Source organism: Actinoplanes rectilineatus (assembly GCF_000962825.1).
In the GTDB taxonomy this organism is placed as follows: Bacteria; Actinomycetota; Actinomycetes; order Mycobacteriales; family Micromonosporaceae; genus Actinoplanes; species Actinoplanes rectilineatus.
In genome coordinates, this window is the sequence record NZ_JZKF01000024.1 from 78,112 (window position 1) to 91,043 (window position 12,932).

14 protein-coding genes are annotated in these 12,932 nt (G+C 73.6%); 4 read left to right on the forward strand and 10 right to left on the reverse strand.

What is annotated here, in order from left to right:
- Nucleotides 1–23: 23 nt before the first annotated feature.
- The gene (locus tag WH85_RS19800) at nt 24–722 is read right to left on the reverse strand and encodes an MOSC domain-containing protein (RefSeq protein WP_045743396.1); all 699 of its coding nucleotides are present in this window, start codon (nt 720–722) and stop codon (nt 24–26) included.
- Nucleotides 723–983: 261 nt separating this feature from the next.
- On the reverse strand, nt 984–1,517 hold the full coding sequence (locus WH85_RS19805) for a DUF4240 domain-containing protein (protein WP_045743397.1): 534 nt from the start codon (nt 1,515–1,517) through the stop codon (nt 984–986).
- Between the two features lie 52 nt (nt 1,518–1,569).
- Here WH85_RS19805 and WH85_RS19810 point away from each other — a divergent pair, with 52 nt between their 5' ends.
- Nucleotides 1,570–2,550, forward strand: a complete 981-nt coding sequence (locus WH85_RS19810) for a phosphotransferase family protein (RefSeq protein WP_045743398.1) — start codon at nt 1,570–1,572, stop codon at nt 2,548–2,550.
- A gap of 247 nt (nt 2,551–2,797) precedes the next feature.
- A complete protein-coding gene (rpsT, locus tag WH85_RS19815; protein ID WP_045743399.1) occupies nt 2,798–3,064 on the forward strand; it encodes a 30S ribosomal protein S20 in 267 nt (88 codons plus the stop codon).
- A 449-nt stretch (nt 3,065–3,513) separates the two neighbouring features.
- Here the strand turns inward: rpsT and WH85_RS52315 are convergent, their stop codons facing one another.
- From WH85_RS52315 to WH85_RS19835, 4 genes are all read right to left on the reverse strand, one after another.
- Nucleotides 3,514–4,203, reverse strand: coding sequence for a hypothetical protein (locus WH85_RS52315; RefSeq protein ID WP_052720555.1), 690 nt, complete (start codon nt 4,201–4,203; stop codon nt 3,514–3,516).
- Nucleotides 4,200–5,183 carry a DNA polymerase III subunit delta gene (holA, locus tag WH85_RS19825; protein ID WP_045743441.1) on the reverse strand — a complete coding sequence of 328 codons (984 nt, stop codon included), beginning with the start codon at nt 5,181–5,183 and terminating at the stop codon, nt 4,200–4,202. The genes WH85_RS52315 and holA overlap by 4 nt, the downstream gene beginning before the upstream one ends.
- 310 nt (nt 5,184–5,493) lie before the next feature.
- Nucleotides 5,494–6,555, reverse strand: coding sequence for a hypothetical protein (locus WH85_RS19830; RefSeq protein WP_211275398.1), 1,062 nt, complete (start codon nt 6,553–6,555; stop codon nt 5,494–5,496).
- Nucleotides 6,556–6,577: 22 nt separating this feature from the next.
- Nucleotides 6,578–7,363: a putative protein N(5)-glutamine methyltransferase gene (locus WH85_RS19835; protein WP_045743401.1), complete on the reverse strand. Its 786-nt coding sequence runs from the start codon at nt 7,361–7,363 to the stop codon at nt 6,578–6,580.
- 79 nt (nt 7,364–7,442) lie between these two features.
- Here WH85_RS19835 and WH85_RS19840 point away from each other — a divergent pair, with 79 nt between their 5' ends.
- Both WH85_RS19840 and WH85_RS19845 read left to right on the forward strand, forming a co-directional pair.
- Nucleotides 7,443–8,222 (forward strand): ComEA family DNA-binding protein, encoded by a 780-nt coding sequence (locus WH85_RS19840; protein ID WP_083449116.1) that lies wholly within the window; start codon nt 7,443–7,445, stop codon nt 8,220–8,222.
- Nucleotides 8,222–10,519: a ComEC/Rec2 family competence protein gene (locus tag WH85_RS19845; protein ID WP_045743402.1), complete on the forward strand. Its 2,298-nt coding sequence runs from the start codon at nt 8,222–8,224 to the stop codon at nt 10,517–10,519. The genes WH85_RS19840 and WH85_RS19845 overlap by 1 nt, the downstream gene beginning before the upstream one ends.
- 31 nt (nt 10,520–10,550) lie before the next feature.
- Here WH85_RS19845 and WH85_RS19850 read toward each other — a convergent pair whose 3' ends face one another.
- The 4 genes from WH85_RS19850 to rsfS are packed head-to-tail and all read right to left on the reverse strand — an operon-like array spanning nt 10,551 to nt 12,904.
- Complete coding sequence (locus WH85_RS19850; protein WP_045743403.1) at nt 10,551–11,396, reverse strand: DegV family protein; 846 nt, start codon at nt 11,394–11,396, stop codon at nt 10,551–10,553.
- A gap of 29 nt (nt 11,397–11,425) precedes the next feature.
- Complete coding sequence (locus tag WH85_RS19855) at nt 11,426–11,821, reverse strand: hypothetical protein (RefSeq protein ID WP_052720556.1); 396 nt, start codon at nt 11,819–11,821, stop codon at nt 11,426–11,428.
- A gap of 52 nt (nt 11,822–11,873) precedes the next feature.
- Nucleotides 11,874–12,503, reverse strand: coding sequence for a histidine phosphatase family protein (locus tag WH85_RS19860; RefSeq protein ID WP_045743404.1), 630 nt, complete (start codon nt 12,501–12,503; stop codon nt 11,874–11,876).
- On the reverse strand, nt 12,500–12,904 hold the full coding sequence (rsfS, locus tag WH85_RS19865) for a ribosome silencing factor (protein WP_045743405.1): 405 nt from the start codon (nt 12,902–12,904) through the stop codon (nt 12,500–12,502). The genes WH85_RS19860 and rsfS overlap by 4 nt, the downstream gene beginning before the upstream one ends.
- Nucleotides 12,905–12,932: the final 28 nt, after the last annotated feature.

Genomic DNA, 12,932 nt, shown 5'->3' on the forward strand with positions numbered 1-12,932 from the left:
CCCGGCCCGCACTTTCCACTCGGTCAGATCCTCTCGAGCGGCTCGGGGACGCCCGGCGGCCGTTCGACGGTGACCGGATCGCCGGGGCGGATCGTGCCGCCCCGCAACACCACGGCCATCACACCGGCCTTGCGGACCGGGTTGCCGTCCCCGTCCCGGCCGATGACCTCCTTCAACAGCCCGGACCGGAATCCGTTGATCTGCTGGCAGGGGTTGCGCAGACCGGCCAGCACGAGGGTGGGCCGCCCGTCACCGTCCCGGGCATCCCGCTCGAGCGCGGCACTCACCGCGGCGGCGGCCCGCTCGTTCTCCGCGTCGAGGGTCGCGGCCGCGGCAGCAGCCAGAACGGCACCCACCGGACCGGTCCCGTCGGCGGCACCCGGCCCCTCGGCGACGCCGAACCGCAGGATCGTGCCCCGCGGCAACCCGAGCAGATCGATCCCGCTGGTGGTGACGTTCTCACCGAGACCGCCCGCCGGAACGTCGTAGCCCTTCTCCCCCACCTCGTCGAACAACTCCGCGTGGATCAGGTGCACCTGCCGCAGGTTCGGCTGGGTGGGATCCATCCGGACCCGGTGGCGGTGCCGCACGTTCACCCCGGCATGCACGTCACCCTCGACGCCGAGGCCCGCCAGCAGGACGATCTCGTCACGGGTCGGCTTGGTGAAGGAGTAGACGTCGTTACCGCTGACTGCGACGACTGTTCCGGTCTCAGCGCTCATGCCACCGAGTCTCACCGCTCGGAGCCATCCCGTTCGACCCTCTTCCCACCTCGCGGGCCGACCTGTCCCCCGCACCTCGGCGCCCCACCCGCGGTCGAACGCCCAGCCGCGTCAAACCGGTTCGGTCGGATCCGGTTCGGTCGGATCCGGTTCGGTCGGATCCGGTTCGACCAGCCGGTCTCGCCCGACGACGCAGCAGAACGGCCCACAGCGCTCAATGCGCCCTGCCGGCCGGCACCGCCCCCTCGAAGGTCCGGCGTCTCAGTCCGGCGGCTCCAGGAACAGCTCGGACAGCCGGGGCAGACGCCGGCGCATCTCGTCCTCGTTGTCGAAGTCCCACAGGTCGGCGACGTCCGGCCGGGTCTTCGCCCGCTCCTCCGCGGGCAGCGGCTCACCGGTCGCCTCCTGATGGGCCCGTGCCGCGATCGACAGCACCTCCTCCGCCTCGAAGACCGCGCCGGTGTCCGCCGCCGCGCGCACCGCGGGCATCCCGGCCAGCACGTCGGGCGATTTCACCGAGGCCGCCACCGCCTTGCGCCCGTGCGCCACCAGCCAGCCACGGAAGTTGTCGAAGCCCTCCTCGGTGCACCCGCCGTTGATCAGGTAGGCGGCCGCCCACAGATCCTCGGTGCCGGACGCGACGAGCACCTTGTCGAGGTGACGGCCCCAGGCGACGATCTCCTCCGGGGCACGGGCGGCCAGGTCGGCGACGGCACGCTCGGCCACCTCGGCGGGCGAGGCGGGTCGCTGCTCGGTCGCGCGGTCGATGACCGCCCAGAAGTCGTCGGTTCTCATGCCTGCCATCCTCGCAGTGAGGTACGACAACTCCGCAGGCGACAGGAGCGACATGCGGCCGATCACGCTGCCCGAGGTTCCGTACGACGCGACGTCCGTACGCCCAGGATGGCCCGACCTCCCCCGGCGCGTGCGCGCGGCGATCAGCGAACGCCTCGGTGAGCCGGTCGCCACCGCGCGGACCGCGGGCGGCGGCTTCACCCGCGCCTTCGCCGCGGTTCTCACCGGCCGGTCGGGGGCCGAGGTCTTCGTGAAGGCCGCGCCCCTGCAGGATCCGGTCTCGCGGTGGTACGCACGGGAAGCAGCGCTGACCAGCGCCTTACCTCAGGGGGTACGCGCTGCCCGGCCGCGCTGGACGATGACCGCGGCCGGCTGGTTCGTCCTCTGTCTGGAGGCGGTCGACGGCCGGATCCCGGCACTGCCGTGGTCCCCCGCCGACCTGGACGCCACCATGTCCACGTGGTCGGCGGCCTCCGCGGCGCTCGCCGAGCCGGGCCCGGAGCTGCTCGCGGTCGGCCTCCCACCCCTGCCGGAGATCCTGCGCGCGGAGATGTCCTGGTGGTCGTTGATCGAGTCCGGCCATGAACCGATGCCCGCAACGGCTCGCGGCACCCTCGCCGAAGCGCACCTCGCCGAGTTGGCCGCGCTGGAACGGTCCCTGCCCGCCCTGGCGGCCGGCACCGGGATGTCACACGGCGACCTGCGCGTCGACAACGTGCTCATCGACCGGGCCGGGGCGGCGTGGCTGTGCGACTGGACGTGGCCGTGTCTCGGGGCGCCCTGGTTCGACACGGTCACCGTGCTCGTCAGCGCGTACGCCGGCGGCCACGACACCGACGCCCGGCTGCGCGACTTCGGTGCCCCTGACGCCGGGGTGGACGGCGCGCTGGCGGCCCTGTCCGGATATTGGCTGGTCCGTGCCGACGGTGGTCCCACCAGCGCCTCCCCGCACAGTCGGCAGCATCAGCGCTTCAGCGGCGGCCAGGCCCTGGCTTGGCTGGCCGAGCGCCGAGGCTGGCCCCCTCTTCACTGACCCGCCCCGCCGGGCCCGGCTCCCGCGGTGGCAGTAGGCTCTTTCGCAACGTCCGGCAGCCCCTCCAGCAGCGGTTTCATCCGCGCTCTCGACAGCCGTTTTGGCGGCTCGGAGGGGTGCTGGTAACCTGATACATCGCGTGTGGCAACACGCTGTTCGCCGCTTGCCTGGCTTCACCGCCGGGCCTGGGGTTGACAGTGTCACCGCTTGAGACCGTTTCCGAACCTAGTCAGGACAAGGCTGTCGCGTGGCGAACATCAAGTCCCAGATCAAGCGCAACCGGCAGAACGAGAAGGCCCGTCTGCGCAACAAGTCCGTCAAGTCGTCGCTGAAGACCGTGATCCGCAAGCTTCACGAGGCAAGCGACGCCGGCAACGCCGAGACGGCCACCGCGCTCCTGCGTGACGCTTCCCGCAAGCTGGACAAGGCTGTCAGCAAGGGCGTCATCCACAGGAACCAGGCGGCCAACCGCAAGTCGGCCATCGCTAAGAAGATCGCCTCGCTGTCCGCCTGACCCACTCGTTCGGGATCAGGTCTCGGTCGCACGGACGCGACCCGGGACAACGCTTGCCACGTCAGGCGAGCACGCTTGGACGACCCGGGCATCGCCGGACCTTCCCAGGTCCACGGCGGTGCCCGGTTTTCTTTGCCCGCATGAGGTGGTCCGCGCCCGGCAGCGCCGGATCAGGCGGACGCCGCACCGGACGGGACGTGGCCTTCACCACCGCCGCCGGCCCGGGAGCCGCTCTCGGGGATGGTCGTGGATCGAATCCCGGCGGTCTTCGCCGACATCGATGGGCGCGACCGGTCACGCCCTGACCGACGGACTCCGCGGTCGAACACAGCGATAGCCACGCAGAACCCGGAATCCGACGACGCGATCGGATGACGGCCTGACCGATCGGTTGCGGCCGCTGACGGCCGGGAACGCTCGTTACCTGGTCACGTGCCCGATCGGGACGTTCACTCGTAACGGCGGACGGCAGCCTGGCGGGCCATCTGACGTCGCACGTCGACCTCGTCCGCCCACCCCCGCCGCGGCGCCCCGCCCTCGACACCGGCACCGGCGTGACCCACGCCATGACCGGATCCGGCACCCGCATGACCCGCGCCATGACCGGATCCGGCACCCGCGGTGCCGACCCCGGCAGCCGCGCTGCCGGGGTCTCCGGCCGGGCTCCCGTAGGCGACGGCACCGGGGGCAGCCGCGGTCGCCCTCGTGGTGGAGCGGGAAGCCTCGGGCACCCACGCCGCGGGCTGCTGCATCGGGCCGACCGGGCCGGTCATGCCTTCGAAGGTGACGCGGGGGCCGCCCACCGCGGGCGCCTCGACCGTCGCCTGTTCCGGGAAACCGGGGAAGCCGCCGCCCCGGACACTGGCACGGGCCGACGCCGTCTGCGCGTAGCGGCGGGTCAGCGAACCGGCGACCATGTCGTTGAACTTGACCATCAGGGCCACCGTGATCGGCAGAACCAGGACGCCCCACCAGCTGACCAGCTCGGCGAGGGCCAGGAGGATGCCGAGGACGATCGTGCCCTCGAGGAAGACGAAGCAGAGCAGGCCGCTCGGGGCCAGGTGGCGCAGTCGCAGCGTGCGGGCGTAGAGCGGCTGGTAGGCCGACTCGGCGCGACTCGATCGGACCGTCCGGGTCATCGGGAGCCGCCGTCCCGGCGGGCCGCGGCAACCGCGAAGACCGCCTGTTCGAGGGCGAAGCCGCGGTCCTCGGCGCCGCCCTTGACCGCGGCGTTGCAGTCGGCGGCGGCTCGCATCGCGGTGATCAGGCCGTCGGGGGTCCAGCCGCGGCTGCGTTCCTGGGCGCGCTGGATCTTCCACGCCGGCATGCCGAGGGTGCCGGCCAGTTGGTACGGGTTGCCGCGGCCCGCGGACGCCACCCGGGCCACGGTCCGGACACCGTCGGCGAGCGCGTCCGCGATCGGCACCGGGTCGACGCCGATGTGCAGGGCCCAGCGCAGCGCCTCGAGTGCTCCGGGCAGGTCGCCGACCACTGCGGCGTCGGCAACGGTGAAGCCGCTGACCTCGGCCCGGCCCTTGTAGTAGCGGGCGACGACCGCCTCGGTGATGGTGCCGTCGGTGTCGGCGAGCAGCTGTGAGCAGGCGGCGGCGATCTCCCGCAGGTCGTTGCCGACCGAGGCGAGCAGGGCGGACGCGGCGGCCTCGTCGCAGCGGGCCCCGTTGCGGCGGAATTCGTCGCGGACGAACCCGATGCGTTCCCGGTCGCCTTTCATCTTGGCGGCGGTGACGACGGTGGCGCCGGCGGAGCGCAGGCCGTCGGCGAACGCCTTGCCCTTGGCGCCGCCGAGGTGGGTGACGATCAGGGTGACGTCAGGGTCGGGGTTCTTCGCATAGGCGAGGAGGGCTGCGGTGAGGTCCTTGCGGGCGTCCTGCCCGCTGCGCACGACCAGCACCCGCCGCCCGCCGAACAGGGACGGGCTCAGCATCTCGGCCACTTCACCGGCGGCGAGCGAGCCGGCCTCGTATTCCCGGACGTCGGCGCCGGGGTCGGCGGCGCGCGCCTGCTCGACGGCCGTGGTGACGGCGCGGGCGGCGAGCAGCTCCTCATCGCCTTGGACGAGCAGCAGCGAGGGGGGCGGCGCGGCATTCACGTGCAACATCGTCGCACGGTGCACCGACAGGACCGCACGGCTCACTCCTGCGCGCAGGGCACCGATCACCGAATGCGAAACCAGACATATCGGCGGACGAAGATGCCTCGGCGGTCGTACAGTCGGTTGCTCAGGTCAAATGCATGGATGCCTTTTCGTCCCTTATCGACCACAATCGGACCGCTTGTCCGCGCAAAACGCATCCCCCACCCGGGCGTGTCCCCTCCCGACAAGACAGTGCTCCCCGGAGTGACGGGAGCGCGCGGAGGAGAGGGAGATCACCGGGACCACCGCTTACGGCGTACCCCCGCAAAGATCTTCACAGCGACCAGGACCGGCCCACCCAGCGCGGCGGACCAGAGTCTTCCGCGCGCGTCAGATGAGGGGCGAGACTCGCCCAGGGCACCACCCGGTCCCCCAGCTGGACCTCGTCCGCTTCCGGCAGCAACGCGGGACCGTCGTGCTCCCAGATCGCCCGGGTGGTCCAGCCCGCCGGATCCGCGTCCCGCAGCAACAGCGGCGGCAGGGGTTCCGGGGACGCGGCGGCCTGGCGGGCGTATTCCTGGACCGCGAGCACCCGCTCGGCCCGCCGCACCGTCTGGTGCAGCGGATGGCCGGGCGGCGCGGGGTACGGGATCGTGCAACCGTTCTCGTCGCTGACGTAGGCCATCGGGGAGAGCGCCGCCGGTGAGGTCAGGAAGACCGCCTCGGACTGGGCGAACAGTCCGGGCAGATGATCGCTGCCGTCCGCGGCCACCAGCAGCGTGCCCCGCTCCGGCACGAACGCCACCGGCACACCGCCGACCTGCCCGGACAGCCGCGCCAGCCAGCCCTGCAGCAACAGGTGAGAGGTCCAGTACGCGTTCCCGTCGTCGACGAACCGCACCACCACCGGCCCGGTCGCCGTGCCGTGCAGGACCGCGCCGGTCAGTTGCGACCGTGCCGTTTCGAAGACCGTCGCGGACGACACCGACCAGGTCTCCAGCTGGGCCCGGGTCACGTAGGTGATCGTCTCCGGGCTGTCGGCGACGACGAACTCGGACAGGAACGGCAGCACCGGCCGGTGCAGCGGCTCCCCCGGCGCGGCGCCGCGCAGCACCGGCCGCAGCAGCGGTGCCGCGTCCGCCCAGTCGGCGGGCAGTTCCGGCGAGTGCAGGAGCCCCGCAACGAACTCGTCGAGGATCCGACGCCGGGACCGTCCCCGCCGGCCCCGCTCGGCCAGCAGGGGCGCCAGTTGCAGGATCGTCGGCTCGTCGTCGCCCGGGACCGTGAAGTGGATCTCGAAGGTACGCGCGTGGTAGCGGGCGTCCGGCACCCCGGCACGGCGTAGTCGCCGGATGACCTGGGCGGCCAGCCGGGCGCGGGCGATCCGTCGTCGCATCAGGCCCACTTCGTCCTCGGGGTCAAGGGTGGGTGCGCCGCGTGACGATCGCGCGGGCGTCGAGATCATCGTCCTGGAGCACCGTGGCCGTCAATCCGTTCCCGGTGACGATCCGGACCGCGGTCTCCTCCTGGGCCTCGGTGATCTCGGATAGCAGCAGGCCACCGGGGGCGAGCCAGTCCGGTGCTCCGGCGGCCACCCGGCGGAAGAGGTCGAGCCCGTCGGCGCCGCCGTCCAGGGCCTCGCGGGGTTCGTGGTCGCGGGCCTCGGCGGGCAGAAAGGGGATGTGCCGGGTCGCGACGTACGGCACGTTGGCGATCAGAACGTCCACGGTGCCCCGGAGCGCGCCGGGCAGGGCGGTGTAGAGGTCACCCCGGTGGACGTCGCCGGGATCGAGCCCGTGGCGCCGGTAGTTGTCCCGGGCGCAGTCGACGGCGACCGGGTCGAGGTCGGCGCCGTGCAGCGTGACGTCCACGGAGCGCCGTGCGGCGAGACCGAGGGCACCCGAGCCGCAGCAGAGGTCGACCAGCACCGCCCCGGGCTTCGCCGCCTCCACCGCCAGGCGGACCAGCAGGGCGCTGCGAACCCGGGGGACGAACACACCCGGGCGCAGGTGGACCCGCAGACCGCAGAAATCGGCATGGCCCACCACCTGTTCGAGTGGCTCCCCCGCGGCCCGTCGCTCCACCAGGTCGTCCAGGACGGCCTCGGTGGGGGCTGCTTCCCGCAGGATCGCCGCCTCCTCCTCGGCGAAGACGCAGCCGGCGGCGCGGAGCCGGATAACGGCCCTGGTCAGGGCGTCTTCCATAGATTCGTCCTTGTCCACAGTGCGAGGTCGTCCACAAGGGCCCGGGCAGGGCGACCGGGGAGTTCCTACGGTCGGGGCCGTGCGAGAGGCGAAGGATAACGGGGAGGCCGCGGCGGCTCGGCTGCGGGCGGTCCTGGCCGGGCCACCGGCGCGACCCGAGTCGGTGCCCGAACCGGTGGCCGGGGACGGGCCGCTGGAGTGGTCGGACATCGTCCCGTCCTGGTCGGCGGCGGAGACCCCACCGGCACCGGGGCCGGTCGGCGGGTGGGTCCGGGCGTTCGACCCGGGGCGGCCGGGGGTCCGGGCGCTGGCGGCGGTGGCCGTGCTGGTCGTCGCCGTCGCCGGGTTCCTGGCGTGGCGGTCCCGGCCCCGGGTGGAGCCGGTGCCGGACGTCTCCGTCACCACCACGACCGCCCCGGCCTCCGCCGTCTCCGCCGAGGCGGTCGTGGTGGCGGTCAGCGGCCGGGTCCGCCGTCCCGGCCTGGTGCGGCTGGCGGTGGGCGCCCGGGTCGCCGACGCGCTGGAGGCGGCGGGCGGGGCGGAGCCGGGCGTGGACGTGGGCCCGCTGAACCTGGCCCGCAAGGTGGTCGACGGCGAGCTGATCGCGGTCGGGATCGTGGTGAGCGTCGCGCCACCGGTGGCCGGCCCGGGCGGGGCGGTCACCGGCGGGCTGGTCAACCTGAACACGGCGACGGCGGCCGACCTCGACGGGCTGCCCGGGGTCGGCCCGGTGCTGGCGCAGCGGATCCTCGACGCCCGGGACGCGCAGGGCGGTTTCCGGGCGGTCGCTGACCTGCGCAAGGTGGACGGCATCGGGGATGCCCGGTTCGAGCAGCTCAAGGACCTGGTGACGGTCTGATGACGCCGGACCTGCGGCTGGCCGGTTTCACCGCCGGGCTCTGGGCGGCCGCGCTGGCCGCCCTGCGCCTGTCCGCGACCGCGGGCCTCGTCCTCGCCGCGGCCGGGCTGGTCGTCGCGCTGCTCGGGCTGATCCGGAAACCACTGCCCGGCATCGTGATCGCGGTCGCGCTGGGCATCGGGTGCGGGGCGGTGGCGACCGCGGCACGGGTCTCGGTCCGCGAGGCGCAACCGCTGGTGGCACTGGTGACGGCGGGCGCCACCGTCGAGGCGGATCTCGTCGTCCAGGACGATCCCCAGCTGCTGCCGGCCGCGGCCGGACCACCCACCTACCTGGTGTCGGTGGAGTTGCGGGCGGTCCGGCCCGAGGACGCCGCACCGGTCCGTCTGTCGGCCCGGGCGCTGGTGCTCGGCACCGATCCGGGCTGGCGTGATCTGCTGCCCGGCCAGCACGTCACCGCGTCCGGTCGGCTCGGGGCGCCCCGCCCCGGCGATCTGCGCGCCGCGGTCCTCTCCGTGCGGAGACCACCCGTACCGACGAAGAAACCGTCCCGGGTGCAGCGGGCCGCCGGCGTCCTGCGAGACGGCCTGCAACGCGCCTGTGAGCCGCTGCCCGACGGTTCCGGCGGTCTCCTGCCGGGCCTGGTGGTCGGGGACGTCAGCCGTCTCGACCCGGCGCTCGCCGAGGACTTCCGGGCCACCGGCATGACCCACCTGGTGGCGGTCTCCGGCACCAACGTGGCGATCGTCCTCGGCGTGGTGCTGTTCGTGGTGCGTCGGGCCCGCGCCGGGCCGCTGCTCTCCGCCGTTCTCTGTGCCGTCGCGCTGGCCGGGTTCGTGATCCTCGCGCGTCCCTCGCCGAGCGTGGTGCGTGCCGCGGCGATGGGTGCGGTCGGTCTCCTGGGCCTGGCCGCGGGACGGCCCCGGGCCGCGGTTCCCGCACTGGCCGCCGCGGCCTCGGTGCTCCTGCTGATCGACCCGGAACTCGCCGCGGACGCCGGGTTCGCGCTCTCCGTGCTGGCCACCGCCGGGCTCCTGCTGCTGGCGCCGCGCTGGCGGGACGCGCTGCGCCGCCGGGGCTGGCCGTCCGGCGCCGCCGAGGCCCTGGCCGTGCCGGCGGCGGCCCAGGTGGCCTGCGGTCCCGTGGTGGCCGCCATCTCGGCGACGGTCAGTCTGATCGCGGTGCCGGCCAACCTGGTCGCGGTGCCGGCCATCGCCCCCGCCACGCTGCTCGGGGTGGCCGCGGCGGTGCTCTCACCGGTGTGGCCGGCGGGCGCCGAGTTCGCCGCCTGGCTGGCGCACTGGCCGGCCGAGTGGCTGGTCCTGGTGGCCCGGGCCGGTGCCCGGGTGCCGGCCGGGGCGCTGCCCTGGCCCGGTGGGGTGCTCGGCGGCCTGCTGCTGGCGGTCGTCACCGTCGGTCTGCTGGTCGCGGCCCACCGGCCGGTGGTGCGCAGGCTCACCGTGGTGGTCGCGCTGGGCGCGATGCTGGGTGCCCTCCCGGTACGCCTTCTCGCATCGGGCTGGCCGCCTCCCGGCTGGCTCGTCGTCGTCTGCCAGGTCGGACAGGGTGACGCCGTGGTGCTGCCGGGCGGGCCGGCCGGGGCGGTGGTGGTGGACGCCGGACCGGAGCCGGATCCGGTGGACCGCTGTCTGCGCCGGCTCGCCGTGACCCGGGTGGCGGTGCTGGCGATCAGTCACTACCACGCCGACCACATCGGCGGGATCGACGGCGTGTTCCGGGGACGCGACGTGGCCGCGGTGATCGGGCCGGACTGGCCGGAGCCGGCCGGCGGGCGGGCCCGGGTCGAGCGGGCGGCCCGCGCCGCCGGGACGGTGCTGCGGCTCGCCGGGCCGGGCTGGTCGTACGCGGCGGGTGGTCTGCGACTGGACGTGCTCGGGCCGATCGACGCGATGCGCGGGACCAACTCGGACCCGAACAACAACTCCCTGATCCTGCGGGCGGTGACCGGCGGGCGGACCGTGCTGCTGCCCGGCGACGCGGAGACCGAGCAGCAGCAGGACCTCCTCGACCGGCTGGGACCGGCGGCGCTACGGGCGGACGTGCTGAAGGTGGCCCACCACGGGAGCGCGCTGCAGGCCCCGGCGTTGCTGGACGCGGTGGATCCGGCGGTGGCGCTGGTGTCGGTCGGGCCGGACAACGACTACGGGCATCCGAACGCGTCGCTGCTGGCCCGGCTGGCACGGGACGGCGCGCGGGTGTTACGCACCGACGAGCGGGGTGACATCGCCGCGGTGGTCACCGGCACCGGACTGGCGGTGGCCACCAGCGCAGGTTGACGTGTGCCGGACATCGACGCGTACCGGAGAATCAGCGGCGATGGACCACGACGCCGGCCAGACCGGGTCCGGTGTGTGCCGCGACCACGGCGCCCACCTCGGTCAGATAGCAGTCGCGCAGGCGGTCACCGAGACGCATGCTGACCGCCTCGACCAGGGCCGCCGCACGTTCCGGGGTGCGCAGGTGATGCACGGCGATGTCGGCCTCGCCGTCGCCGGCCGCCTCCACCGCGAGGTCGACCAGCCGGGTCAGCGCCCGCCCGGCGGTGCGCACCTTGTCGCGCACCACCACGGCACCGCCCAGCACGTGCAGGATCGGCTTGACCGCCAGGGCCGTGCCGAGCAGCGCGGACGCCGCCCCGATCCGGCCGCCCCGGCGCAGGAACTCCAGGGTGTCGACGTAGAAGAGGGTGCTCACCCGGGCGGCGTGCTCGATCGCCGCGGCGGTGACCTGCTCCAGGTCCGCACCGGCGCGGGCGGCCGCCGACGCGGCCAGGGCCGGGAAGCCCAGCCCCATCGCCGCGGTGCCGCTGTCCACCACCCGCACCCGGTCGCCCACCTCGGCGGCGGCCAGTCGGGCGGCCTCGAACGTGCCGGACAGCTTGGCGGACAGGTGCACCGAGACCACACCGTCGGCGCCCTCGTCCAGCAACCGGCGGTAGACCTCGGCGAACTGGGACGGCGCGGGCCGGGAGGTGCTGACGACGGCCCGGCGTTCCCCCAGCGCACGGGCCACCTCGGCCGGGGAGATCTCCAGACCCTCCAGCCCGTCCCAGCCGTTGACGACCACGGTGAGGGGCACGACCGTCAGGTCGTAGGTGCCGTTCAGCTCGGCGGGGAGATAGGCGGTGGAGTCGGTGACGACCGCTATGGCCATGCAGGCAAGGTACTTGATTCAGGCCCGGTTCAGTTCGCGGCCACGGAGAGGACCCGGAACGGCTCGCCCTGCATGCAGGTGCTCATCATGCCCGGCTCGGGCACGCCGACCACGGTGACCTGGGTGCCCACGGTGAGCGAGGCGGTCAGGGTCTGGTCCTTGGCGACCAGCAGATGATCGCCGGTGGCGTCCTTGAGGAGCAGGCAGCCGGGCTCCACACCCGCGGTGACCGTGCCGGTGATGGTCTTCGCGTCGGCGGGTGCCGAGCCGGAGGGCTGCACGGTGGTGCTCTCCGGGATCCCGGCGGAGGACGAGGCCGGCGCGGGGGCGCCGGCATCGGTGCTGTCACTGGTGTTGTTCGCGCAACCGGCGGCGAGCATCGCGAGGAGCAGCGCCGCGGGGGCAACGGTTCGACGGATCGACATGATGCTTGGACGCTACCGGAGGCTCGCCGGTTCCCCCGGCCGTGCCCCGCCGTCAGATCGAGGGCGGGACCGCCTTGTCCCCGACCACACCCACGTTGTACGCCGAGAGCTGCCAGCCACGGACCGCGTCATGGGTGAGCTCCACCCAGTGGCAGTTCTGCAGACCGCGCAGAGTCCGCACCTGCTCGGCCGGCCAGCCCAGCAGCTGGGCGACGCCGTACCGGGCGGCGCCGCCGTGCGTGGCGACGACGATCGTCCCGCCCGGTGCCTGCCGGGCCGCGTCCTGCAGCCCCTCGGACACCCGTTTGCTCAGGTCGTCGGCGCTCTCCACGTCGACGCCGACGACCTCCCGGCCGGCTTTCCACAGGGAGTACTCCTCCGGGCTCTGCTCGGCCACCTCCTGGGCGGTCAGGCCCTGCCAGCGGCCGAAGGAGCGTTCCCGGAGGCGTTCGTCGTGGCGCACGGTGAGACCGGTCAGCGCCGCGAGCGCGGCCGCGGTGTCCGCGGCCCGGCTCAGGTCGCTGGAGACCAGCGCATCCGGTTTCTTCCGGGCCAGCAGCGCGGCGGCCTCGGCGGCCTGCCGCCGGCCCCGGTCGTTGAGCCCGATGTCGGTCTGCCCCTGAAAACGGCCGACCGCGTTCCAGTCGGTGTTGCCGTGCCGCCAGACGATGAGACGGGTCACGGTGCCTCGGTGCCGGCAGCACCGGCCTCGACCATGTCCCGGTCGACGAACGGGACGATCGGGCAGTCCTTCCACAGACGGTCCAGGGCGTAGAACTCGCGTTCCTCGGTGTGCTGCACGTGGACCACGATGTCGACGTAGTCCAGCAGCACCCAGCGGCCCTGCTGCAGGCCCTCGCGACGCTCCGGCTTCGCCTTCTCCGGAAGGTTGAGGAGTGCTTCCTCGATGGCGTCCACGATCGCGACCACCTGACGCTCGTTGGCCGCGGAGGCGAGCACGAACGCGTCGGTGATGTAGAGCTGCTCGCCGACGTCGATGATGGAGATGTCCTGCGCCTTCTTGTCGGCGGCGGCCTGAGCGGCTGCCGTCGCGAGTTCAAGAGCGCGTTCGGTGACGGGCAAAAGAGTCCCCTCGGTCGGGTTTCATGAG

Bases quoted from the DNA above. Each gene is read 5' to 3' on its own strand.
- WH85_RS19855 (WP_052720556.1), bottom strand. From the start codon at position 11,821: ATGTCGATCCGTCGAACCGTTGCCCCCGCGGCGCTGCTCCTCGCGATG.
- holA (WP_045743441.1), bottom strand. From the start codon at position 5,183: ATGTTGCACGTGAATGCCGCGCCGCCCCCCTCGCTGCTGCTCGTCCAA.
- WH85_RS19835 (WP_045743401.1), bottom strand. From the start codon at position 7,363: ATGGAAGACGCCCTGACCAGGGCCGTTATCCGGCTCCGCGCCGCCGGC.
- WH85_RS19810 (WP_045743398.1), top strand. From the start codon at position 1,570: ATGCGGCCGATCACGCTGCCCGAGGTTCCGTACGACGCGACGTCCGTA.
- WH85_RS19805 (WP_045743397.1), bottom strand. From the start codon at position 1,517: ATGAGAACCGACGACTTCTGGGCGGTCATCGACCGCGCGACCGAGCAG.
- WH85_RS19830 (WP_211275398.1), bottom strand. From the start codon at position 6,555: ATGCGACGACGGATCGCCCGCGCCCGGCTGGCCGCCCAGGTCATCCGG.
- WH85_RS19850 (WP_045743403.1), bottom strand. From the start codon at position 11,396: ATGGCCATAGCGGTCGTCACCGACTCCACCGCCTATCTCCCCGCCGAG.
- WH85_RS19845 (WP_045743402.1), top strand. From the start codon at position 8,222: ATGACGCCGGACCTGCGGCTGGCCGGTTTCACCGCCGGGCTCTGGGCG.
- WH85_RS19800 (WP_045743396.1), bottom strand. From the start codon at position 722: ATGAGCGCTGAGACCGGAACAGTCGTCGCAGTCAGCGGTAACGACGTC.
- WH85_RS52315 (WP_052720555.1), bottom strand. From the start codon at position 4,203: ATGACCCGGACGGTCCGATCGAGTCGCGCCGAGTCGGCCTACCAGCCG.